The following is a 23,836-nucleotide window of genomic DNA, read 5'->3' on the forward strand; positions in this document are numbered from 1 at the left end:
GGGAAAACCAAGCATGAATTCACATGAGAATGCAGTCGCTGCGCCGTACTCAGTTCTCTTCGCAGTGCTCGCCATTCTGCCTCTCGCGGGTTGCGCTAGCTGGAATAAGCCGGGTCTTTCAGTGAAGGAGACATCGCCACCAGAGTTGCTGGGCGCCAATAACATCGATCCGGCTATGCGCGAACGCATTTGGCGCGCAGTCAGTCAGGATTCTCAAGTGCAGGCTTTGCGGGATGATCTGAAGCAGCATCCGGACAATGTCGATGCGGCAATCCGTCTTACGAAGGCCTTGCTGGCGCAGGAACGCGCGCATGAGGCGCTTCAGGTACTCGACAGCGTCTTAGTTGCCGTCCCAGGAAATTTGCGTGCATTGAATGCGAAGGGAGTTGTCTTGGATAACGAGGGGCGGCATGACGCGGCACAAGCGCTATACCGCCAAGCTCTCGAAGCAGAGCCAGAGAATCAGATGTTGCACCATAATCTCAACCTGTCGCTAGCGTTTGACGGGAAGTCCAAACGGAGTGCGTTGGCACCATCGCGATAGAGGCATAGCGGGAGCGCTGTACGCGAGCTGTGACGGCATTGGACCTACACAAGCAGACACAGCAGGTATGTAGGCGGTGTTACGTTAACTGGCGGTCAGCTTTTGGAGCATAGGGCGACGGTATGAACGGTTCGCCCGTTAGCTACAATCGCCACCGCCGCCCGAGGTCATTGCTCACGCGGTCCGGCTTTATTCCGATTTCCGCTGAGCTTGGGTCTGGTTGACGAAATGCTGCTGGAGCGCGGCATTGTGGTCCCCTACGATACAATCCGTCGTTGGGTCAGGAAGTTCCGGATCGAGTACATTCGACGACCGAGCAGGCGATGATCGACAAAGTATTTGAGACGGTATTGCAGCGCGGGGCGGCGGCTCTTGCAGCGAAGCGGCAATCTGCTGCGGCGTCCCCGGCCTGGTGGTTATGCGGGGCGCATCTATGATGCGACATGGCGCGGCACAAGCGCTATCTTGGCAAGCTCTCGAAACAGAGACGTTGCACTCCGGGAAGTCGAGCGGAGTGCACTGGCACGATCGCGGGCGCGGCGGCCATGGTCGTTCCTGATCCTGCATGCTGCGGCCGAGCCGTCGGGCACATTCCATCCCTTTGCTAGCCTCACGAGGCGTGCACGCGAGAAGCGATGGCGCTGAGGCGAGCACCGCATGTGCTCGAGCGGGATGCCGGAACTGCACCTGATGTCGAGACGATCTCTTCCATGGCGGGGGCGCTTGTCACGTGGTGGGAGCAGGTCAGATGGGGGGCTTGAGGCCAACGAGGTGGCGGCCGTCGAGATCGGCACGCCTGTCGCCGCCGGAACCGAGATCCACCGGTTCGGTGGCGCACTCCGGGGGAGCGTATCCGGCAGCCCTGCGTGGGTCACTGTCTGGCGTGTGCGTTCCGGCAGGACTCACAGCCGACACTGTTTATGGCCCCTCTGGTTGATCAAGGCTCGCAAATTGCAACCCTGCCATGAATTTCCACATTGCTCTGACAACTGGCGCTTTCGAGAAGTCGACGAGTCGAAGGCCGTCGAAGGCCAATGAGGGCCGCGGTGATTTGGCCCTCTGGGCGGGGGCGACTGCGGTCGAGCATCCGGACGATAGACTGACTTCGCGGGCCGCGCGGTTCAGCACAAGCGTCAGCGGCTCGCCCGATTGCACAATTTACTCGTTGCCGTTCTCGCACCTCGCGCTCCGTGTTGTCGGGTTTGTCGCGTCCCAAACAGGGTGATGTTTCAGTCGGCATGCCGCCGCACTCTCGGTTAAGCCATTGAGTAGACATTCGGAACGGTTGTTCTGAGGCGCTTCCTGCGCGGGTTGGCATGACTCTTGAGGTTCTCATTGTGCTGCGGCACCTGCCGCGGACCGGCATCACGGATTCATCGTCCTATTTGAGCTCTAGAAAGGAGACAACAATGAGGGCGGATATGTCAGCTTACGGTTTGACCGAATTATCTCCAGAAGAAGCCTCTGCAATTTCGGGAGGGCTATTCTGGGGAGTAGTTTGGGCAGCTGTTACGTTCCTAGCGTTTGTAGCTGCCACGATAGCCGAAGGGGCAGTGCGTGATAGACACGGATAGAACAATTTAAATACGCTTCATACTGTATATATCCGAAGTTCCATTTTTTCTGAAACAGACAGCTCCACCGCAGCAAGCATACTCTTGCAACGATCAGGACGATCTTTCGTAATCTATAGTTGGCGCGTTCCAAACAAGGTGATGTTCGGTCGGCGTGCCGCCGTACCTCAGTTAAGCTTAAACATGCGGAACGGTTGTTCTGAGGCGCTTCGCGCGAGTGGCATGACTCTTGAGGTTCTCATTTTGCGGCGGCGCACGCCGCCGACCGGCATCACGGATTTATCGTTTTATTTGAGCTGTAGGAAAGGAGACAACAATGAAGGCGGATATGTCAGCTTATGGTGTGACCGAGATAACCCGTGAAGAAGCATCTGCAACCTCCGGAGGGTGGTTTTTTTGGCTAGTTTTGGGCGCTGTTGCTGCCGGACTCTCGGGGGCAATAATCACTGCGAGTATTTTTCTTGCAGACGCCATGAGGCATCATAAGTAATTAGGCGATAACTAGCCAATGCGTGAACAATATCTTACTTCCGCCTGAAATAGCCTGCTACACCGCAGAGAGCATCCTCGCCCGGCGATCAGGGCGAGCTTTGGTCATCTACAAGGTGGTTGTGCTCTCTGTGGTTGCGGCATTGGTGTCGCTGCCACTCATCACCATATCCGTGTCTGTCCAAAGTGCCGGTATCATTCGCCCCACCGTCGAGAAGACGCCCCTGGTCGCGCCCGTCTCCGGACGCATCTCCCGCATCCTCGCCGTTGAGAACGATCTGGTTGCCGAGCGGCAGGAGGTCCTCGCCCTGGATGATGAGGTGGTTGAGGAAAAGCTCAGGGCGCTTACAGGCGATATTCGCGTAAAGAGCGATCTTGCCCGTGACCTCGAAACCCTAATCTCCTCCGGCACGCAAGCCAAGGACCCGATCCACCTCTTGACCGAGTCCGCTACGGCCGAGCGGGCGCATTTCCTCAACCTGCTGCGGGAGAACCGATATGCCCGCCGTAATGCCGCCGCGGAACTCGACCGCGCTAAGCGACTGTTCTCCGCTGCTGCAGCGCCCGAAACGGCAGTTGAGGAAAGGGCTTTCGCCCTCCAGACAATTGAGGTTCAGGGTGATATTCTCGCCCGGCGCAAATCCGCCGAATGGAACCAGCAGCTCTTAGACGTTAAGCTGCGCCTCAGCGAACTCACGGCCACCTTGCATGAGCTCGAGAACGAACGGGATCTGACCCGCATTCGAGCCCCCGTATCAGGCTCTCTCGAGCAATTCTCAGGCCTCACCCCCGGCAGCTACGTCCAGGCCGGGCAAACCGTGGCTTGGGTCTCGCCGGACGCCGAACTGGTGGCGGAAATCTACGTTTCCCCCAGCGATATCGGCTTTGTGCGACCGGGCCAGTCGGTTCGTCTGCAAGTGGATGCCTTCAACTACAATCAATGGGGTGTCATTGACGCGACAGTGCTCGACGTCGCGCAGGACTTCACTCTCCATGACCGGAGCCCGGTCTTCAAGGTCCGCTGCGCGCTCCTTCGTAGCCGTCTCGCGCTCGAGAACGGGGTCATCGGTCACCTGAAGAAAGGCATGACCGTGACGGCCCGCTTCCTCCTGGGGGAGCGAACTCTCCTGCAACTCCTCTACAATGAGGCCGACGGTTGGCTAAATCCGCTCCTGGCGGGCCACTGATCCTCATTTTCCAAACAGTCAGCGAGCCGATGTCGAGCAAGATCATCAACTTCAAACAGCGCGACATCACCGATTGCGGGGCCGCCAGCCTTGCCTCTGTCGCGGCCTTCTATGGCCACAAGCTGCCATTGTCGCGGATCCGCCAGTATGCCTCGACCGACCGCTCCGGCACCACTGTGCTGGGCCTCATGGAAGCGGCCCGCAAGCTGGGCTTTATTGCCAAGGGGGTGAAGGGTGGCTTCGACAGCCTATACAAGATCCCCAAGCCCGCTATCGCCCACGTAATCGTCAAGGACGTCCTGCACCACTTCGTCGTAATCCAGGCGGTCGACGCTAGGTGGGTCACCGTCATGGACCCAGCCTATGGCGAAGTCCGCAAGCTGTCGCACGAGGAATTCAAAACCCAGTGGACTGGCGTCCTGGTGCTCCTGGTTCCGGCAGACGCCTTCAAGCCCCGCGACGAGACCACCTCACCCCTAGCTCGCTTCGCGCGTCTGCTTGCGCCACACAGGGCGGTGATGGCGCAGGCTCTTGTCGGGGCGCTGGTGACGACGATCCTCGGCCTCTCGACGGCCATTTACGTCCAGAAGATCGTCGATCATGTGATTACAGCTGGCAACCGCAACCTGCTCAACCTGATGAGCGTCGCCATGCTGCTGATCTTGGTTGTGCAGGTCCTGATCAATCTCCTCAGAAACCGGCTCGTCTTGCAAACCGGGCAGAAGATTGATGTCCAGTTAATCCTCGGCTACTATAATCATATCCTAAGCCTTCCCCAGAACTTTTTCGACAGCATGCGCTTGGGCGAAATTATATCCCGCATGAACGACGCGGTGAAGATCAGGAACTTCCTGAACGACGTCTCGATCAATATGTTCGTCGACGCCCTAATGATCCTGTCCTCGCTAGGGATGATGTTCATCTATTCTTGGAAGATCGCCTTGGTCGTGGCGGTCTCCATCCCGTTGTACCTCTCGGTCTATTGGATCATCAACCGGCTGAATAGAAAGCGCCAGCGCGCCATTATGGAGAATGCCGCCGATCTGGAGGCGCAACTGGTGGAATCACTCGGAACTGTCTCCACGATCAAGACGTCCGGCCTAGAGAGCTTCGCCAGCTTAAAGGTGGAGGCCCGCTTCATCAAGATGCTCCACTCCGTCTACAGTTCCGGTCTCATTTCGATCTTCGGAGACAGTGCCTCGACCTTCCTCGCTGCCCTATTCACCATTGTGCTGATGTGGTTCGGAACGTCGCTCACCCTCGATCAATCCATTACGCCCGGTGAATTACTGTCCTGTTATACGCTGCTCGGCTATGTCACCCGGCCAGTTGACAGCCTGATCCAGACCAACCGGATCGTTCAGGATGCACTGATCGCGGCGGATCGCCTGTTCGACATCTTCGACTTGGAGCCGGCAAGCGGCGGCGGCATCGATGCCACCAAATCCGACATTGGCGACATCCACCTGGAGAAGGTCACGTTCCGCTATGGTAGCCAGATCGAGCTTTTCCAGGATCTTAGCGTCACCTTCCGCCGGGGGGAAATGACCGCGGTGGTGGGGGAAAGCGGCTCGGGCAAGAGCACCCTTGCGGCGCTGCTGCAGAATGTCTACCAGCTCGAGGGTGGACACATCCGGATAGGCCGTTTTGCCCTCCAGGACCTCTCGACCGTATCCCTGCGCAAGGTTGTCGCTGCGGTGCCGCAATCGATCGACGTGTTCTCGGGCTCGGTGATCGAGAATATCGCCCTCGGCGAGTTCGAGCCGGACATCGAGAAAATCATTCGAATCTGCGATCAAATAGGGCTGCGGGAGTCGATCGAGCGCTGGCCCGGTGGCTTCCACGCCAATCTGGGCGAGAACGGCCTACGCCTATCCGGCGGGGAAAGGCAGCGTCTTGCGTTGGCTCGGGCTCTGTACCGGGATCCGGAGATCCTCATCCTCGACGAGGCGACCTCCTCTCTCGACTCTTTGGCAGAAGCGTTTGTGCTAAAGCTGGTTGAAGAACTGCGTCGAGCCGGCAAGACTATCATCGTCATCTCTCATCGGCTCAGCACCATCTGTGGGGCCGACAAGATCGTGGTCTTGGACAAGGGGCGGGTTGTTGCGGAGGGAACACATGCTGATCTGCTGACAGCTGAAGGCGCCTACGCTCGCCTGTGGCGAGCTTGAGCGCATTCTCCTCCTGGAGCCGCATCGGCCTTGCATTTCGCGCCGTCTCGACGAATAGTTAGCGGCGCTAGCCGTCACGCCTGCGGCCGCTCGGTCGGCCCCGGATGAGGGCCTTCAAGATATGCACAGATACATGTTCCAGGAAAGCCGAGGTTCGATCCGACGCTGACCCGTGGGCGGGGGGCTACGAGCCGGTGCCGGACCGAACCGTCTCAGGCAACGCCGCGTATCTCGTCAAACATTGGGGCATCGGCGCGGCTAAATTGTGGCGAAATCGTGTCACATTGTCACTAATCCCAACAGACACTCCCTCAACGTGACAGGACGTTTCGCAAACAGCGCGGCGCCCCCTACTGGCCGGGCTAAGGACGGCGTCGAAAGGTTTACCGGCCGGCGCTTCCAAAAACACTGATCCAGTCGTGCAAAAACGACAGACGAGGTAGACGTTTGAGTCCGCATACCTGCCTGGCCAAGCAGTTCGCCGGCCTCACTGCCTGACCAGCATATCGCAATGTCCATTTTCTGGGGTTGAAATATATCCTTCAACGAAATTCACAGAGACTTAGCGCAAAAAATTGTCGGCAATGATACGCTCGCCACAACATCCAAGTCCCTGGCGGCAAAACCCTGACTTGTTTCATATGTCCGGCCGCCGCGCAGCATTTAGTCTTCGATTGAGCGAATGCCAAGAAGAGATCTCATCCTGGTTGAAGGAGATGGAGTGGCAATGTTTGCTTATGCTACCCGGATTGGTGCTGACCGATGATGACACTGGTCAGACGTCTGCGGACGGCAGCGCATCTTGATCGCCTTCGAATCCTGGGCCTTTGCGCGCATGCAGACCTAACTGTCTGCGAGCTGGCCGAGATTATGGGTCTGCGTCGCGAGCACGTTCTGCGACACCTTAGGCTGCTCGCCAGAGCCGATTTTCTTTGGTGCGACGATCAACGTCGGTCCTACTATCTGAAAGCAGGAGGCAAGGACGGCGGGCTGGTTCAATTCTTGGTCGATCTCCTGCCCCCCAACGATGGCCATCATAAACGAGACCTACAACGCCTCGAAGCGACGATGCAAGACGCTCGGGCGAAGGGGACCTCCTGCTTAATCGTCGAGACAGACCAACCCAAAAAAGCGGAGCGCGAAACTATCATGGACAACTCCGCCGACGGCGCCATCGCGCAGCCCGACACCTACGGACGGTCTCCCTTGGCCGCGGTCGATTGCCGCGTTCACGAACTGCTTATAAGACAGGAGCGGCAGGAGCGCACGACGCTCAAACTGATCGCTTCTGAGAACTTCGCCTCTTCGGCCGTGCTGGAAGCGACCGGCTCGATTTTCACGAACAAGTACGCCGAGGGATACCCCGGTGCGCGCTACTACGCGGGAAACGAGATCGTCGATGAGCTTGAGAACCTCGCCATTGAGCGCTTGAAAACACTATTTGGCAGCGAACACGCCAACGTCCAGCCTTATTCCGGCTCGCCGGCCAATCAGGCTGTCTATCGCGCGCTTTTGAGCCCGGGAGACAAGGTGATGGGCTTGTCTCTCCCCGGTGGGGGTCATCTGACACATGGATGGGCCGTCAACTTCTCCGGCGCTGATTACAAACGCGTCCCCTATGGGCTGCACGAAAAGACGCAGCAGATTGACTATCACCGCTTGCGCGAGACGGCCAAGCGGGAACGGCCGAAACTCATTTGGGTCGGCGGAACGGCTTATCCGCGTGTTTTTGACTATGCGGCAATGGCCGAAATCGCTTCGGAGGTGAACTCCTATCTGGTGGCCGACATCGCACACATCAGTGGCCTGATTGTCGCAGGAGCGCACCCGAACCCCGTCGGCCATTGCGACGTCGTCAGCAGCACGTCTCACAAGTCAATCCGCGGTCCCCGCGGGGGCTTCATTTTGTCAAGGAATGAAGATCGCTACCAGGCGCTCTATCATCCGAAAAGCAAACACAATCTCGCCAAACGTATAGACCGTGTGGTGTTCCCTCTCCTGCAGGGCGGACCGCATATGAATATCATCGCCGCTCTAGCTGTCACTTTGCAGGAAGCCGCGAACCCGTCCTTCCGTGTCTATGGTCAGCAGATCGTCAAGAATGCCAAGGCGCTGGCCCAGGCGCTTCTGAAGCGAGGGTATGACCTGGTCACCGGGGGGACTGACAATCACATGCTGATCCTGGATATGCGCGATCGACCACTGTCAGGCAAAGCCTATGCGGAGCGATTGGCAAAGGCAGGCATCATTACGAATTTTAACATGGTGCCGGGCGACCCGCGCCATCCGGCGGTCACAAGCGGAATTCGCCTGGGGTCGCCAGCAGTGACGTCCATGGGCATGCGCGAGGCGGAAATGGTGCAGATTGCCGCCTTCATCGACCTGGTCTGCCGCCAGCCCAATGATCCGGATGTCCATGCCTGCGTGCGGAGAGAGGTCGCCGACTTCTGCGCTGCGTTCGAGGTCCCTGGCATCACCGACAGGTAAGGCGGGCAAATCGAAGGTTGCCACCTAACTCCAACATCTGAAGCGAGGACATTCAATGACTAGGCAGTTCGTATTCTCTTCCGAATCCGTCGGCGCGGGACACCCGGATAAGATGGCCGACAACATCTCGGATGCCATCCTGGATGCGATCCTCCGCACCGATCCGAAGGCGCGCGTCGCGTGCGAAGCGTTGGTGAAAACAGGGATGGTCGTTCTGGCTGGCGAGATCACTAGCGATGCGCAGGTCGATTACAGCCAAGTTGCCCGCGACACGATACTCGATATTGGATACGATGACGATGCCATCGGCTTTGATGGTCGCCGTTGCGCCGTCGTTCTGGCTCTCACCGAGCAGTCGCCCGACATTAGCCAGGGCGTTGACGAGGGACGAGGCCAGGATCTCGACCAGGGAGCGGGGGACCAGGGCCTCATGTTTGGCTTCGCATGCAGCGAGACCGATACACTTATGCCTTTGCCGATCCAACTCGCCCACAGTCTGACGAAAAGGCAGGCGGAGGTGCGGAAGGCGGGACAGCTTGGCTGGCTGCGCCCGGACGTAAAATCTCAAGTGTCCGTCCGCTATGAAGGTTTGCGCCCGGTGGCGCTGGATACCATAGTCCTGTCGACGCAGCATGCGGAGGAAGTCTCACAAGAAACAGTCCGCGAAGGCGTCATCGAGGAGATCATAAAGCCGGTCCTGCCTCCCAACTTGGACACGACGGGGATCAGGTTCCTGGTCAATCCAACCGGCCGGTTCGTGGTCGGTGGGCCACGCGGCGACTGCGGGCTCACCGGACGCAAGATCATCGTCGATTCCTACGGTGGGATGGGTCGTCACGGCGGCGGCGCCTTTTCGGGCAAGGACCCGTCCAAGGTTGACCGCTCGGCCGCCTATGCCGCGCGGTACGTCGCAAAAAATGTCGTTGCCAGCGGCCTTGCGGAGGTCTGCGAGGTTCAGCTTGCCTACGCAATCGGCGTGGCTGCCCCGGTGTCTATCCTCGTCAACACTTTCGGGACCGCAAAGATCGAGGAAAAAAAGATCGAGCGCCTTATTCTCGACCTTTTCGATCTCCGACCGAAAGGCATCATCAAGATGCTTGATCTCTTGCGCCCGATTTACCGCAAGACCGCGACATACGGACACTTCGGCCGTGAAGACCCTGAGTTCACATGGGAGAAGACGGACAGAGCTGACGACTTGCTGCGTGAGGCAGGACCGGCAGCTGCGTGAGGCGCCGATGTTGGATCCAGCTACATGCGGCAACCCATTCCAACTCCCGAGACCCGCGCCCCCCGGGATGGCAGAAGGCTAGCGGACCGTTGAGCGGAGACTTTGATGCCGGATTATGACGTGCTTTGCATCGGCAATGCCATTGTCGACATCATCGCCCAGTGCGACGAGGAATTCCTCGAGACCAATGGCATCATCAAGGGCGCGATGAACCTCATCGATACCCAGCGCGCCGAATTGCTCTACAGCCGCATGGGCCCAGCGATCGAGGCGTCCGGCGGCAGCGCCGGCAACACGGCGGCCGGCGTCGCCAGCTTCGGCGGTCGCGCAGCCTTCTTCGGCAAGGTGTCGAACGATCCGCTCGGCGAAATCTACGCCCACGACATCCATGCGCAAGGCGTCGCCTTCGACACCAGGCCGCTCAAGGGCCTGCCGCCGACGGCGCGCTCGATGATCTTCGTCACCCCGGACGGCGAGCGTTCGATGAACACCTATCTCGGCGCCTGCGTCGAGCTCGGGCCGGAGGATGTCGAGGCCGACAAGGCGTCGGGCGCCAAGGTTACCTATTTCGAAGGCTATCTGTGGGACCCGCCGCGCGCCAAGGAAGCGATCCGGCAGACGGCCAGGCTGGCGCATGCTGCCGGGCGCGAAGTGTCGATGACCTTGTCGGATTCGTTCTGCGTCGATCGCTACCGTGACGAGTTCCTCGACCTGATGCGCTCGGGTACCGTCGACATCGTCTTTGCCAACAGCCACGAGATCAAATCGCTCTACCAGACAACCTCCTTCGACGAGGCGCTGGCGCAGATCCGCAAGGACTGCAGAATAGCCGCCGTCACCCGCTCGGAAAAAGGCTCGGTCATCGTGCGTGGCGACGAGACCGTGGTCATCCAGGCGACCGCGATCAAGGAACTGGTCGACACGACGGGCGCCGGCGATCTCTACGCTGCCGGTTTCCTGCATGGCTACACGCAAGGCCGCGACCTCAAGAGCTGCGGCGATCTTGGCTCACTGGCGGCCGGATTGGTGATCCAGCAGATCGGCCCAAGGCCTCGGCAGAATTTGCGCCACGAGGCTGAGCAGGCCGGACTCGTCCATCCGCACGTTCCAACCGCTGGCTCTCGCCTGCCCGTTGAGAAGGCTGTCCAGGGACCGCTGGTAAATTGAAAACCCCACGATCCCCGATAGGCGGCGGCTTTCCGTCTGCGTCCAGATCAGCAGAGGGATAATATCTGGGTTCCATCTTGTCTTCGCGGCGGCAGAGCCAAGCCTCGTCTCAATCGGATTTAGGCAGAGAGTTGCTGCTTGGCAAAGCGAAACCTTGGCGCCGGAGCCGTCCTTCAGTTCTCCTTTGGCACCGCCGTGCCAGATTCTGGCCGGGTGGTTTAAAACACCCGCAGAAATCGCGCACCGATCCCTCGCGGTCGACCTGTTCTTCCTTTTTGAATAGTTAGGACCGACACATGGCAGTTCGCGAGATAGCTGCGTCTCGGCGCTACGCCCTTCAGCTAGCCCGCCTTAGCCCTTTGCGCCTTCTCGGCCGCGGGTCTCAAATGGGCAAGTGCTGCGCATGACTCCCTCATAAGCGGATCGTACGAGACAGATCTCGGCGCCCCCTTCAAGAATTCGCCGCGCATGTCGACCGCAACGGCTGCCTATCATCGTCTCGTTGCTCCCTCCGCCGTCTTTTCCCGTCGAGGCCTCATCGATAGTATTGCCGTACCATCTGTGTTGATGCCGTAGCCTTGCCGAAAGCTCTAGGCCATACGGATGTTGGCGCAGGCGTCCGCCAGGTCGGGCTTCAGCTCCAAGGAAGCACCTACCCCATCCGAATACCGCGTGGCAGGGACGCGCATGACGGCCGTGCCGATATACTGCCCGGACAAAGCGATGGCTTGATCAAGGTGTGGTTGTCCGGGGGGAACCAGCATGACCCGATTGCCGGATCAAAGGTAATGGCAAGCGGATCGGGCTCAATGAACTCGCGACGATCTCCGGCGCCAAACCTGGATCGCCGTGCGGCTGAATAGGGCAGCGCAGAGCATAGGTAGCTCATAATCAAGGTTTGAGACAGGAGCGGCAGCCGACGAGCCGCGCCAGGCGATCGTGCTGGAGTTCTGGATGGTACGCTGGCGGTGTCAGCGGTCCACCAGCCATGCCGGCGGGGATGACGGCGTGGGCAATGCAGTTGACGATGAGCCTTACTGCTTGAGTCTTCCGCAATGCCCAACGAGCTCGCGCAGGAGACCGATCAGGCGTTACCCACTCGTTGTCGGATTTCCGACGATGTCGGACATGAGACACAACGCTATCAGCGTGATCGCATTGTTCTGAAACGATTTTCCTAGTTGGCACGACACATGCAGTCCTATCCGCAAACGTACTGCCGCGCCGCGCCGACTGAGAAGAACTCATACCATGATCACGCTTTTCGAACATGCGGTCGCCGCCGCGAACACTGAGCGTTCCCGAGCCGACGGAAGCCTTTGCGCTTTCATTCCTAGGGTTGTCCGGACATGACCGCATTCGATGTCCGTCCAACTCTGAATGCTCCCGACGATGATCCCTATTATCTTTGGCTTGAAGATATAGAAGGCGAACCGGCACTTGACTGGACCGCCAGCCAGTCGGCAAGGACCCTGGAGAACTTCGGTGGAACGCAGTTCGAGCGCGACCGCGCGGCCCTGACAGCGATTTTCGACCGTCCCGACAAGATTCCCTGATCACGCGCCGCGGTCAGTACCTCTACAATTTCTGGCAAGATGCCCGTAACCCGCACGGACTGTGGCGCCGGACCACCCTTGCCGCCTACATGAAGGCGGATCCCCAATGGGAAGTACTGCTCGATCTGGACGCCCTCGCCGTTAGTGACGGAGAAGACTGGATCTGGGGCGGCGCGTCGATCGAGCCGGAGAGACGGGAAAAAGCGGTTCTGCGCCTGTCGCGCGGCGGCAGCGATGCGGTCGTGCATCGCGAATTCGATCTAGGGACTCTGAGCTTAGTCGCCGACGGTTTCAATCTCCCGGAAGCCAAGGGCGGCATTGATTGGCTCGACCCTGACACGCTTCTGCTTTCCAGTGCGCTTGGTGATGGCATGGCCACCCGCTCCGGCTACGCGCGCACCGTCCGGCTGTGGAAGCGTGGCGCGGATCCGCTCACCGCGCCGGTAATCTTCGAGACCGTTTCCGAAACCCTCGGCGTGTCTGGCCATCTGGACCGCACCGCCGATAGCGAGCGCCTTTGGTTTATCGAAAAGCCGGCCTACTTCGAGAAGATAGTCCGCATTGGCGATAGAAGCGGGCCGAAGGTTGAGATCGACCTTCCTCGGGACGCCTGGTGGAATGGCTTCGATGACTGGCTGGCGGCAAAGCCGCGCAATCCCTGGACGGTTGGAGGGACTACCTATGCCGCCGACGCGCTGATCGGCATCTCGCTTTCCTCTTTCATGGCCGGCGAGCGCGGCTTTGTCACCCTGTTTGAGCCAGGCGAGAGGCGCTCCCTGCAGTCATTTTTCTGGAACAACGGGGAGCTCATCATCTCCTACCTGGTGAACCTCGTTCCGCGTTTCGAGACGTTCACTCCACGCCGGCAGGAATGCACGCGCCGAGCCGTGGACACCGTGCCCGGCCACGGGACTGTTCACCTTTGGTCACTCGATGCGCAACTTCACGAGACCAATGGAGAGGTCCTGGTTTGGGCTCAGGATCCGATCACGCCGCCGCAGCTTCTCCTATTTGACCTCAATACCGCGCCGCCTCTCAGCGCTTCAGTAATCCTGAAGCGCAACCCGGAAAATTTCGACGCATCCGGGCTCGTGGTCACGCGCCACGAGGCAGTCTCGATCGATGGTGAGATGGTCCCCTATACGCAGGTCGGTCCGGCGAACGGGAACGGGGATGCCCCGGTTCACCTCACCGCCTACGGCGGGTTCGGCATATCGCTCCTGCCCTACTACAACTCCTCGATCGGCAAGCTGTGGCTCGAACGCGGCGGCACGTGGGTGGTGGCGAACATTCGGGGAGGCGGCGAGTTCGGCACCCGTTGGCACGAGGCGGGACGCAGAGAGGGCAAGCGTCTCGCCCATGACGATTTCGCCGCCGTTGCCGCCGACCTCGTGCGAAGGGGCATTACGCAGCCGAGGCTGATTGCCGCCGAGGGCGGCTCAAATGGCGGCCTCCTGATCGCCAATATGCTAACCCGCTATCCTGAGCGTTTCGGCGCGCTGTTCTGCACAATCCCGCTTGTCGACATGCGCCGCTACACCAAGCTTTTGGCGGGCGCGAGCTGGATTGACGAATATGGCGATCCCGACAAGCCGGACGATTGGACTTTCCTCAAGGAAATCTCCGCCTATCACGCCGCGACGCCGGGACAGCCCTATCCGCCTATCCTGCTCGCCACCACGAAGCGGGACGACCGCGTCCACCCGGGCCACGCGCGTAAGATGGCCGCAAAGCTGCAGGCTCTTGGCTATCCGGCTTACTTTTACGAGCCCAGCGCGGGTGGGCACAGCCACGGCAAGGACAACCGGGAGCGGGCAGCATTCATTGCCCTGGGGAACAATTTCCTTCGCAGTGCGATCGGCTGGCAAGCCGATCGCTTCGATAGGTAGGAGCAACCCATGCAAAGGCAACGTTTCAAATAAAATGAGCACAGGTCGATGATTGCGGGAACGCGCAAATAATGTCGGCGCAGTCTCATGCAAAATGAGCCTGAGAATCCGTCAATATAAATTAATCCGAGGAGACTTTAGTAGTGCAGTTCATCATTTCTGAAGGTAAAGGAGAGAATATCATGGCGAGAAAGCGAATGGGCGTGGCGCGGGGAATAACAGCGGCCGTCGTCTTCATCGTGGTGGGACAGCAGGCCGTCGCGGCGGACCTTGTGCAAGCCGCGAGCGTCCCGCAGGCAGGGGTCTTGGTCACGGAAGCGCCAAGCCCTTGGCAGATCCGCCTGCGTGGGTTGGGGGTCATCACTAAAGATTCGGGCTACGTCAATGCGGTGCCCGGCTCCGGTCTTTCCTATTCGGACACCGTGATCCCGGAACTCGATATCACCTATTTCTTCACGGACAACATCGCCGCCGAGCTTATCCTCGGCACCACCTATGCCGACATCGCGGGCCAAGGAACGATCAGCGGGCTGGGCAACATCGGCAAGGTTCGGCTGCTGCCGCCCACGCTCACATTGCAGTATCATTTTACCGATTTCGGCGCTTTCAAGCCCTATGTCGGTGCCGGCGTGAACTACACGATCTTCTATAACCAGGATGCCGGCAGCGCCGATGCTCTCAAGGTCAAGAACACGTTCGGCACCGCGCTGCAGGTCGGGTTCGACTACATGGTGGATCAGCACTGGGGCGTCAACTTCGACGTGAAGAAGCTTTTCCTGAAGCCAGACTTCGACGTCACCGTGGCCGGGGCGAAACTGACGGGCAAGGCCGAGCTCGATCCATTGTTGATAGGCGCAGGTGTCACTTACCGCTTCTGATACGGAAGGCGAAGGTGGCTCTCCGACAGCCGATCTGACATTAAGGGCGCCTCGTGCGCCCTTTTGCCGTCGGCCCGCCGGTCCACTTTTGTCAACCAGCCGTCAACCCAGGTTGTCCGAGCTGTCGGATATGCGACCTATGCCTGCACCAGCACAACGTGGGATGTGGAGGCCCCGGACACGCAGCTCAGCCATGACTACACGCCACCGGCTGAGAATAACCCCGACCAGAGGAGCGTCTCGCCCGACGGCAAATGGATCGCCTCTATCGATTGCAGGATGTTGCGCTGAGCCGGGACGGATCCGAGGGCAATTACTACGTCTTTTCGACACTGAGCTGGTCGCCGGACTCGCGCCACCTCGCGGCTTACCGCGTTCGCCCCGGCTACAAGCGGGAGATCCCCTACCTCAATTCGTCGACGGACCAGTTGCAGCGCGAATATTCAACGATGGTCTATCCCAAGCCGGGCATGTCCTTCCGCTGCCCCAGCCGGACCTGTTCGACATTGCCAGCCGGCGCCAGGTCGCGATTGACAACGCCCTGTTCTCGAATCCCTTCGAACTTTCCTCTCTCCAATGGTGGGAGGACGGGCCGCAGCTTCACTTTCGAATATAACCAGCGCGGGCATCAGCTCTATAGGCTCGTCGAGGTAGACGCCGCCACTGCCGCGCGCGCTGCCTGATCGATGAAACCAGTGAGACCTCCGTCGATTACCGGCCGCTGGCGGCGGGATCAGGAAGGTACCGGAAAAACCTTTCGTCACGATGTCGATGACGGGAAGGAGATCATCTGGGTGTCCGAGCGCGACGGGCACGAGCACCTGTACCTGTTCGCCGGACGGACGGGCGCGCTCAAGAGCCAGATCACCCGAGGTGAGTACGTGGTCCGGGGGGTAAACCATGTCGATTCGGTCAAGCGCCAGATCCGGTTCGAGGCGAGCGGGTTGAACCCGCGAGAAATACACCCTCCCGGAACAGTGCGATGCGCCGATGGGTCCAAGGCCTCGTTCCGTCACGGTCATTTTTGAGCAGGCGCCGGCCTTGGCCGCAACGGCGGCGGACATCATTCCTTGGATGCCACCGCCAATGATCAAGAGTCGACGCGTCATATCCCGCTGCCCATTTCTTCGCCTGCGGTGTCGCACAAGCTCTCGAGGGAGGTACGGCTGATGAATCCAGGATGCTCGGGGTTCGCGTATGGCGAGCGCCCAAGAAGGCTGTTGAGGATGCGACGTGCGCGCCAGGCCAGCAGCCTAAGATTCGGATCGGCCAGCCCGCGCTGCCCGAGGTTCGCGTTCTGTACGAAGATGCGTCTGTCACGCGGTCCGTCCCAGGACACCGAAAAGTCCTCGCCAATAACCATCTCTTTGTCGATCTGTTCCAGCCGGTCCGCGATCGGTTCCAAGAAGCCTGGCACCGCGTTCTCGTAACCGGTGGCCAGGATGACGATGTCGGCCGTGACTTCTTCGATATCGTCATTGCCGCGCTGCAGGGTCAGCCTGTGACCCGCGCCGGCGTTGATGCAGCGCGAGACGTTGCAACCCGGCCACAGTGCGATGTCGCATTGGTTTGGCTCGAGAAATTCGTGGCGGTACAGCGCCTGATACACAGCGCGCAGCGTGCTTTCCGAAATGCCGTCCGAGGCAAGCACAAAACGCCGAAGGAAGAGCTTGCGCTGCGACTCGCTCATCGCCGCGAAACGATCCGAAAAGCAGGGCATGAACAACTCGTTTGTGAACGGGCTGTTGTCGATGGGCAGGTAGTTTTCGCGCTGTGAGACCCAAGTGATCGAGGCAGGCCGCTGTTCGTTCGGCCGGCTGACAAGATGCAACAGCACCTCGGCTCCCGACTGTCCCCCGCCAACCACGCAGACATCCTTTTTCCGCACTTCTGGATGGATGTGCAGTACATCAGATGAGTGGAACAGGTTGGCCCCAGTCCAGCCCTGAAACTGAGGCGGAATTTGCGCCTGCTTGCCAATGCCGACCACCACGTTTCTGGCGCCAAGAACCGCGTCGTCCGTCCGCACCTGAAACTCGCCGTCAAAGCGGATTTCGCGCACCGTCTCTCCGCCGCGGACAAGCGGATTTTTTTGGAAAGCCCAGTTCAGGTACTGCTCGAACTCAGCTCTGAGCACGGCCTCGAACTGTGCGTTCAGGAAGTGGTACAGACGCCCGTTCTCGTGCAGGTAGTTTACGAAAGTGTAGGCCGATCGCGGATTCACCAGCGTGACCAGATCCTTGAAGTGGCTGACCTGGAGCTCCGAGGAATCGAATGCGCTGCCTGGATGCCAGCGGAAGTCGACTTGCCGATCCAGGAACAGTGCCCCTTGCCCGATTTCCTCGTGTAACTGACACGCAAGGCTCAAATTAGACGGGCCAGCACCGACCCCAATGCAAGAGTGCTCCACTTGTCTTGCTCCTATAGCGTTTCCCAGTAAGGGATGTTCGCGGCAAGTATCGGCCATAGCTGTTGGGCTTACCCTCCAGCAGTGATTCTCGACCTTGGTGCCGCTGGATTTGCAGCAGTTTGTCCTCGCGTTCGTGTTGTCGGGTGTGAAGCCCGTGGATCCCGCCCAGTGATAAGATCAACAACTCATGCCGGCGACATGTGGCGATTGGGCGGATTGTCGTATGTCCGCCACGTCGCCGTCAGCGACATGCTTCCAAGCCTCCCGTATTTAATCGGCGCAGTCGCCCGCCTTGGCCATGATGCGCCGACCTTCGACCGGCTTGGTGACCGTCAAGGCTGAATATCCCTGCATCGAACGTGCCAGAAGGAAATTATGTCAAACCAACGGGCAGCAGGTTTGTGATCGGGTCGGGTATCTGCTCACGGCAGACTCAGACCAAGTTGCAACGGCCAAAATGTTTAGAGAACGATTCCCCGATAAGCAGATCATTAGTGCTGCCCGCCGGGCCGATCTCACAGCAAAAGAGATTTTGCCTCACGTTCACGATATCCGGTCAATCGAGAAAGCGACTATTGAAGCCTGCCAGTTTGAGGGTGCGGTCATAATCGTGAACGGTGAAGGTGGCTAAACGACCAGCTGAATATGCGCCGCCCGAAACTGCCGCCATTCAAATTGCAAACTGAGACAACCGCAGCGTTGTGCAGACTGTTGCGGATGGAATGCTGGACGAGACAATTAGAGCGTTACTGCATAGGACCAGTGACGCGTCAGACGCGATAAAAAGTTCCAAAGGGCAAGGCCGTTCTCCTGGTTGGAAGTGATGCGGGTCGGCAGCTCTCGCCGACTCGCACTTAAGTTTCAAAGCTCGTGCCATTAGCTGAGCTTTGCTGGTTGGAACCGCAACAGAGCCGACTCAACCGAGGCCTAGAATGAAGCGCCGATTAGGTGAATGGATAGGCCGCGCGTTCAACGGGTAGAGTGAGGTAAATCGCTCGATGTCTGCGGGGTCGACGTCGACCGGCTCCATTGCCACCATCCACTCGACGTTTTCGGTGCATGGCGGTGTCGTCAATGACCCCTCGTAGGTCCAGTAGCCAAGCGACGCCGGCAAGAGCCCGTTGGGATCGACCTCGTCGACCGCGATCTCCTCGCCTGACTTTCCGGGAAAGGCCGCGGCAAGGCCGGCAAAGCTGACATTTGTCGCGCCCGGCCTCAAAAAGACGCCCAGCACACCCAGACCACCGCTCTGTGTGTCCTTATGAACGAAATGCGCTTCCATCGGGAAGGTCTTGCCCGCCACCTGGTGTTCGCTCGGCGCATGAAAATGGAACTGTACCAGTTCGTAGACACGATCCCCGCGAGTCAGCGTGCTGCCTTCCGGCATATTGATTTGGATGGTGTGACCGTTGTTCACCATGTTGCCGCCGCCTTTTCCCCAACCGATGGCGATATGTGGAATCTCGGCCTTGACTGCGCTCTTGATATTGATCGGTGATTGCTGCGTGCCTGCCGAGCAGGCGAAATTTTTCTTGTCCAAATCGGCCCAGTGCTCCGGTCCGTCCGGGCCTGTATATCCCCAATGAGTGCTGGCCGCATGCGCGGCTTGAACGCAAACCGGGCATGCTCCGAGTGCGACGAACCCTTTAATCAGATTACGACGATGCATATTGTTTTTGCTCCTTAATGCAAACTGATGTTTCCGATTGCCGCTGTCCTAGCAGGCCCCTGATCGCCAATAGGGCGACGCATGTGGTCAAGTGCGGGGCGACGCCTGGCGCAAGCCTTGGCTTCCGTCCATGAAGCAGACTGGCGGCTTCGACTCCGCAACCGCGCTGATTTTAGGCTAACTGATTACAGGTTGACATTGAGCAGACCTGAACGTGGTGGCACACCAATAACACTCGCGGCGGTACCCCATCTAGGGTTGCGTACAATCTTGCGAATTGTTCTCGCTATTCGCGGCGGCAGAGGCAAAAGTGCTTCGACATTCGATCGTGGAACTGGAACACAGCGCCCACGGCAGCCGTCACCAGCGTAGGGGACTTTTTCGCCGGGATCGTAGAACTTCTCATTCTCCTCACAGAAACTACGCGGTTTGTCGCGGCCGTTGTCACGGGAGAGTGCGTCCCAGCCTTGTTCGCGACCGGTTGATCCTTGCCCTCGCAAGCCAAGGTGGCGTCATCGCCTCGACTAACGTCGTTCCAGACATTGCCTTGAAATCCAAGAGCACGTCGTGACCCTCGCTGCCGAGGGTTTCGGGAACTTGAGCTACCCGAATACCCATTGTTATCCCAAATACTACTTGTGATACGGCCCACCAAAACCAAGCGCCTTCATATATTTCTCAGCGGAGCTTTGGAAAATCGATTGGTTGGATGGCGCACATTTACGGGATGGATATCTTGATGTCGCGTTCGCCTTTCTGCTTACCAATGCCGCGGCAGCGGCGGATGAGCAGCGAGGATCCGGCGGATGCGGAGGCGAAGATGGGTTTCGGTGTTCTGCAGCACCCCGCGCGGTCTCTTTGGAGCAAGTGATGATCTAGTCACCCCGACCATGGCGCGTGTTATCGCGTGTTATACGGCGAACAAAAAAGGCGACGGGCGGCGGCGGGCAGGGACGCCGGCGACCAGTTGCGTTTCTGCGCGTCTGTGGCATGCCGGGCGACATAAACAGGTTGGGGTCCATCGCTACTTCGAACCCAACATGGTCTGAAACCGGTCTGGTCGCCATCTGGTTTATCTCGGAGGTCAGTGTTCATGCACCGGATTGAGATCGCACTGCTGATCACACAGTCGCGGTTACCAGTAGTTGTACAGTCCCGCCGGAGGCGGCTGTTGCGGGGGCAGTCCACCCGCCACGAGCGCAGATGAGATCGGTCGCGAATTCAAGCAGCTTGGGCCCTCCGCGACGCACGGCCGACAGGCAGAATTATCGAAGCAAGTTGCGTGCCGGACTTGCGCCGATGATGCTGCACCACTTCTCCGTGCGCGCGGCCCGGCCAGGTCACGATTTCGTCGGGCTTTCGACATTCTCGTGCAGTCTCAGACACAACATGGTTTGCTGGTGGATACCTCACCTCACCCCCACCTCAGTCGCGCAAACTGACCGACCTGCCCTGAACGAACGCGGCAGCCACCTGAGCCAGAGCGGAAGTTGTGACCGCCTGACAGTACGCGCCCGTAGTGCGACCTTCGGGGTGTGATTGGACGCCCACCGCAAACTGCCTGTCTTGCGAGCCCGCGGATTTCCGAGCTTTACGACATAGCCGATCGATACCACTTCGATCCAGGGAACGCTGATACGGTGACCTGGTCGAGCTCAGTACCTTTGCTGAGGGGCGAGTAAGCGACTAAAGGCCCGCCCCGCTCCTGCTCGCGCCGAACGGTTGCCTGCGAAGCAGTGAACCCCTGCTTCAAGTCAAATGGCATGGCGCTTGCGATGTAGTCCCTAGAACGCATCCAGCACATATGAAAGCCACGAACGAACCATGGCCTACACGCGAAGCTGCATGCAAGCGCCTGAGGAAACTATGCCCATTCCGGCTATACATCGACGTATCATCCCTTCCAGACCTCCGTGCTCGGTAGCTGTCTTGCGCATGGCTGTTCTGGGACCGACGCGCCAATTCATGGCGCTCCCCCAATTGCTGGCCGGTCCTGATCAATGTGTGAGTGTCAAAGAACTCCCAAAAAGGGATGCCCAAGCTGACGTCGGCGCGTCACTGCCAACCACCTTCGGTACTCCGAAATCGGGGCTCTCTCGCAACCCAACAGTTGGCGCGTCACAGCCCTATTTCGAAACTGCCCCTTCTGATCACCACGCCTGTTTCCTCGATGACGAGCAGCGGGTCGTCGATGTCCCCTTCAGGCGATCGCCGCAAAAGGCTGTCGGCGCCGCCCGATGCCACCAAGATCACCTATGTCGACGTCGTTCGGGTGATGAAGACCAGAAGCCAAGATGCTCCCATCCCACGAGAATCAAAGCGGGTCGGGAACCGCAAGGCCTTATCTCGTGCCTGGGGCGCCGAGGCCGACAAATGTCGGCACGCCCAGAAGGCGTGCACAAGTTTTCATTTAAAGGAGCAAGCGGATGACGGTCCACAAGAGGGTTCCCTTCGTCACCTTTCTCACGCGTGTGCGCGATGAGTCAGTTCAGGGGCCCAATCCATATCGCTGGGAAGAAAAGACATCCGACGACTACTTTGCCGGCAAGCGCGTCATCCTGTTCTCGCTACCTGGCGCCTTCACGCCGACCTGCTCGACCTACCAACTGCCCAAATTCGAAGCCCTCTATGACGAGTTTGAGAAGGAGGGAATTGAAGCCATCTACTGCCTTTCCGTCAACGATGCCTTCGTCATGAATGCGTGGGGGAAATCCTTGGGCCTGCAGAAGGTGCGGCTCATCCCGGATGGATCGGGCGAGTTTACGCGCAAAATGGGCATGCTGGTTGCCAAGGACAATCTCGGCTTCGGTATGCGCTCTTGGCGCTACGCCGCCCTTATCAACAATGGCGTGGTGGAGCAGTGGTTTGAGGAGGATGGTTTCTCCGACAACTGCGAGGCCGACCCCTATGGCGTATCATCCCCGCAGAACGTTCTTGAAACCCTCAAGGCTGCCGCATGACCTAGCGGCGTCAAAGCCTCGCAGATCCCATTGGCCACCGCCAGAGCCACGCTCGACAGGAGTCGCGCCCACCATGCAATCCTCAGCAAGCCTGCTTCAGCGTCAGAAGCAATCTATGATTGCGTCGCCTCAACTGATTGAGTCGATCCGATTGCTGCAACTGGCGCATACCGAGCTGCATCAGTACGTGGGGCAGGAAATCGCAAAGAACCCGCTTTTGGAGTTGGCGCCAAGCGAGGAAGGGCCGTCTGGAGATGATTGGTCGATTCCGGGAGAGGATCCCGACATCGGCGCACGTGAAAAGGACTTTGACAAGCCGACCAGTGCCGAGGCCCCGGAAAGGTTCATGCAATCGAAATCGACCGGCAACACAGCCAACGCCCCGCCGGGCGCGGGCAATGCAGTCGACAAGTTTTCCGTCTCCGCCGAAACATTGCACGACCACGTCGCGCGTCAGATCGCCCTCACTGCGTTCACATCGCAGGAGAGGCTGATTGCTGGCCAGCTTGCCGCTCACCTGGAAGATACTGGCTATCTTCAGGTAAGCCTTGTGGAACTGGCCAGCAGCCTAAACGTCCGGGCGGACGATGTGGAACGGGTGCTCGGAATCTTGCAGCACTTTGATCCACCGGGACTTTTTGCGCGAACTCTCAGCGAATGCCTTGAGATCCAGTTGCGCCAACGAGACCGGTTCGACCCGGCGATGGCAGCGTTGGTTGCCAACCTTGAGATGCTTGCGCGACGCGATTTTCAGGCATTGAAGCAGCATTGCGGCGTCGATGAAGAAGACCTTCTCGACATGTTGCATGAAATCCGTGCTCTCGACCCCAAGCCTGGAAATCAGTTCCACACCGGAGGGCCGGAATGCGTCATGCCTGAAGTCTGGGTCATGCCCTCGCCTGGCGGTGGGTGGCAAATCGAACTTGATCCGAACACGCTACCCAAGCTGCTGATCAACCATACCTACTTCGCCGAAGTCTCGCGCGCGGCCGTCCAAAATTCGAAAGATCAAGCATTTCTCCACGAATGCTTGCAAAACGCGAACTGGTTAATCCGCAGCCTCGATCAGCGCGCCAACACGATTCTTAAGGTTGCGACTGAAATCGTGCGCCAGCAGGAGGCCTTTTTGGAACATGGCGTCTCCCACCTGAAGCCTCTCAATCTCAGGACTGTCGCTGAAGCGATCAACGTGCACGAGTCGACGGTAAGCCGGGTGACATCCAACAAGTACATGCTTACCCCACGCGGTGTTTTCGAGCTGAAGTACTTTTTCACTGTCGCGATCGCCTCCTGCGAAGGGGGCGACGCGCACTCCGCCGAAGCTGTGCGCCATCGGATCAAAGCGATAATCGCCGGAGAATCGCTTGCTGACGTGCTTTCCGACGATGATATCGCTGTCCGGCTCAAGGAAACCGGCATCGATGTTGCACGCCGCACCGTCACAAAATATCGCGAAGCGATGAACATCCCCTCCTCTGTGCAACGGCGACGGGAAAAGCGCTTATGGCTAGAGGGCGATCAAGGCTCCGCGGCCTAGCCCGAAAAATTCAGGGTGGTTGGCGGATGTGGCGCAAGCCGTTGAAATGACGTAGGATTTGGTTGCTAAAGCCGATCCGAATCATTT

Annotated in this window: 12 protein-coding genes and 5 pseudogenes; 13 read left to right on the forward strand and 4 right to left on the reverse strand. The window is 59.0% G+C overall.

Going from position 1 to position 23,836, the window contains the following annotated elements:
- Positions 1-13: 13 nt before the first annotated feature.
- The 7 genes and pseudogenes from BPNPMPFG_RS40465 to BPNPMPFG_RS40495 form a co-directional block, all read left to right on the forward strand.
- Positions 14-544 (forward strand): tetratricopeptide repeat protein, encoded by a 531-nt coding sequence (locus tag BPNPMPFG_RS40465; protein ID WP_258598550.1) that lies wholly within the window; start codon positions 14-16, stop codon positions 542-544.
- A gap of 169 nt (positions 545-713) precedes the next feature.
- Positions 714-868: pseudogene (locus BPNPMPFG_RS40470) on the forward strand (IS6 family transposase); the annotation flags it as partial.
- A 1,840-nt stretch (positions 869-2,708) separates the two neighbouring features.
- Complete coding sequence (locus BPNPMPFG_RS40475; protein WP_258598551.1) at positions 2,709-3,794, forward strand: HlyD family secretion protein; 1,086 nt, start codon at positions 2,709-2,711, stop codon at positions 3,792-3,794.
- A gap of 29 nt (positions 3,795-3,823) precedes the next feature.
- A complete protein-coding gene (locus BPNPMPFG_RS40480) occupies positions 3,824-5,965 on the forward strand; it encodes a peptidase domain-containing ABC transporter (protein WP_183465878.1) in 2,142 nt (713 codons plus the stop codon).
- Positions 5,966-7,114: 1,149 nt separating this feature from the next.
- Complete coding sequence (glyA, locus tag BPNPMPFG_RS40485) at positions 7,115-8,452, forward strand: serine hydroxymethyltransferase (protein WP_258599132.1); 1,338 nt, start codon at positions 7,115-7,117, stop codon at positions 8,450-8,452.
- Positions 8,453-8,507: 55 nt separating this feature from the next.
- Positions 8,508-9,683: a methionine adenosyltransferase gene (gene metK, locus BPNPMPFG_RS40490; RefSeq protein WP_258598552.1), complete on the forward strand. Its 1,176-nt coding sequence runs from the start codon at positions 8,508-8,510 to the stop codon at positions 9,681-9,683.
- A gap of 105 nt (positions 9,684-9,788) precedes the next feature.
- Positions 9,789-10,778, forward strand: a pseudogene (locus BPNPMPFG_RS40495) (adenosine kinase); the annotation flags it as partial.
- A 662-nt stretch (positions 10,779-11,440) separates the two neighbouring features.
- Here BPNPMPFG_RS40495 and BPNPMPFG_RS40500 read toward each other — a convergent pair.
- A pseudogene (locus BPNPMPFG_RS40500) lies at positions 11,441-11,617 on the reverse strand (conjugal transfer protein TraH); the annotation flags it as partial.
- Between the two features lie 582 nt (positions 11,618-12,199).
- Here BPNPMPFG_RS40500 and BPNPMPFG_RS40505 point away from each other — a divergent pair.
- From BPNPMPFG_RS40505 to BPNPMPFG_RS40515, 3 genes and pseudogenes are all read left to right on the forward strand, one after another.
- A pseudogene (locus BPNPMPFG_RS40505) lies at positions 12,200-14,295 on the forward strand (prolyl oligopeptidase family serine peptidase).
- A 182-nt stretch (positions 14,296-14,477) separates the two neighbouring features.
- Positions 14,478-15,173: an OmpW/AlkL family protein gene (locus BPNPMPFG_RS40510; protein WP_258599134.1), complete on the forward strand. Its 696-nt coding sequence runs from the start codon at positions 14,478-14,480 to the stop codon at positions 15,171-15,173.
- Positions 15,174-15,305: 132 nt separating this feature from the next.
- A pseudogene (locus tag BPNPMPFG_RS40515) lies at positions 15,306-16,132 on the forward strand (DPP IV N-terminal domain-containing protein); the annotation flags it as partial.
- A 146-nt stretch (positions 16,133-16,278) separates the two neighbouring features.
- On the opposite strand, the gene BPNPMPFG_RS40520 reads toward BPNPMPFG_RS40515, so the two are convergent.
- Positions 16,279-17,640: a lysine N(6)-hydroxylase/L-ornithine N(5)-oxygenase family protein gene (locus tag BPNPMPFG_RS40520; protein ID WP_413776934.1), complete on the reverse strand. Its 1,362-nt coding sequence runs from the start codon at positions 17,638-17,640 to the stop codon at positions 16,279-16,281.
- 235 nt (positions 17,641-17,875) lie between these two features.
- On the opposite strand from BPNPMPFG_RS40520, the gene BPNPMPFG_RS40525 reads away from it, so the two are divergent.
- Complete coding sequence (locus tag BPNPMPFG_RS40525) at positions 17,876-18,214, forward strand: hypothetical protein (RefSeq protein ID WP_258598554.1); 339 nt, start codon at positions 17,876-17,878, stop codon at positions 18,212-18,214.
- A gap of 285 nt (positions 18,215-18,499) precedes the next feature.
- On the opposite strand, the gene BPNPMPFG_RS40530 is transcribed toward BPNPMPFG_RS40525, so the two are convergent.
- Together BPNPMPFG_RS40530 and BPNPMPFG_RS40535 are read right to left on the reverse strand one after the other, a co-directional pair.
- Positions 18,500-19,252, reverse strand: coding sequence for a carbonic anhydrase (locus BPNPMPFG_RS40530; RefSeq protein ID WP_258598555.1), 753 nt, complete (start codon positions 19,250-19,252; stop codon positions 18,500-18,502).
- A 2,118-nt stretch (positions 19,253-21,370) separates the two neighbouring features.
- Positions 21,371-21,496, reverse strand: coding sequence for a hypothetical protein (locus BPNPMPFG_RS40535; protein ID WP_258598557.1), 126 nt, complete (start codon positions 21,494-21,496; stop codon positions 21,371-21,373).
- Between the two features lie 182 nt (positions 21,497-21,678).
- Between BPNPMPFG_RS40535 and BPNPMPFG_RS40540 the strand changes: the two genes are divergently transcribed.
- The gene (locus tag BPNPMPFG_RS40540; RefSeq protein ID WP_183455271.1) at positions 21,679-22,212 is read left to right on the forward strand and encodes a peroxiredoxin; all 534 of its coding nucleotides are present in this window, start codon (positions 21,679-21,681) and stop codon (positions 22,210-22,212) included.
- Positions 22,213-22,285: 73 nt separating this feature from the next.
- Positions 22,286-23,749 carry an RNA polymerase factor sigma-54 gene (gene rpoN, locus BPNPMPFG_RS40545; protein ID WP_258598559.1) on the forward strand — a complete coding sequence of 488 codons (1,464 nt, stop codon included), beginning with the start codon at positions 22,286-22,288 and terminating at the stop codon, positions 23,747-23,749.
- The last annotated feature ends 87 nt before the right edge of the window (positions 23,750-23,836 follow it).

This window comes from Mesorhizobium sp. AR07, from assembly GCF_024746815.1.
GTDB lineage: Bacteria > Pseudomonadota > Alphaproteobacteria > Rhizobiales > Rhizobiaceae > Mesorhizobium.

What these genes read in the sequence shown, in the direction of transcription:
- BPNPMPFG_RS40465 (WP_258598550.1), top strand. Translation starts at nt 14, where the DNA reads ATGAATTCACATGAGAATGCAGTCGCTGCGCCGTACTCAGTTCTCTTC.
- BPNPMPFG_RS40480 (WP_183465878.1), top strand. Translation starts at nt 3,824, where the DNA reads ATGTCGAGCAAGATCATCAACTTCAAACAGCGCGACATCACCGATTGC.
- glyA (WP_258599132.1), top strand. Translation starts at nt 7,115, where the DNA reads ATGGACAACTCCGCCGACGGCGCCATCGCGCAGCCCGACACCTACGGA.
- metK (WP_258598552.1), top strand. Translation starts at nt 8,508, where the DNA reads ATGACTAGGCAGTTCGTATTCTCTTCCGAATCCGTCGGCGCGGGACAC.
- BPNPMPFG_RS40510 (WP_258599134.1), top strand. Translation starts at nt 14,478, where the DNA reads ATGGCGAGAAAGCGAATGGGCGTGGCGCGGGGAATAACAGCGGCCGTC.
- BPNPMPFG_RS40520 (WP_413776934.1), bottom strand. Translation starts at nt 17,640, where the DNA reads ATGGCCGATACTTGCCGCGAACATCCCTTACTGGGAAACGCTATAGGA.
- BPNPMPFG_RS40530 (WP_258598555.1), bottom strand. Translation starts at nt 19,252, where the DNA reads ATGCATCGTCGTAATCTGATTAAAGGGTTCGTCGCACTCGGAGCATGC.
- BPNPMPFG_RS40540 (WP_183455271.1), top strand. Translation starts at nt 21,679, where the DNA reads ATGACGGTCCACAAGAGGGTTCCCTTCGTCACCTTTCTCACGCGTGTG.
- rpoN (WP_258598559.1), top strand. Translation starts at nt 22,286, where the DNA reads ATGCAATCCTCAGCAAGCCTGCTTCAGCGTCAGAAGCAATCTATGATT.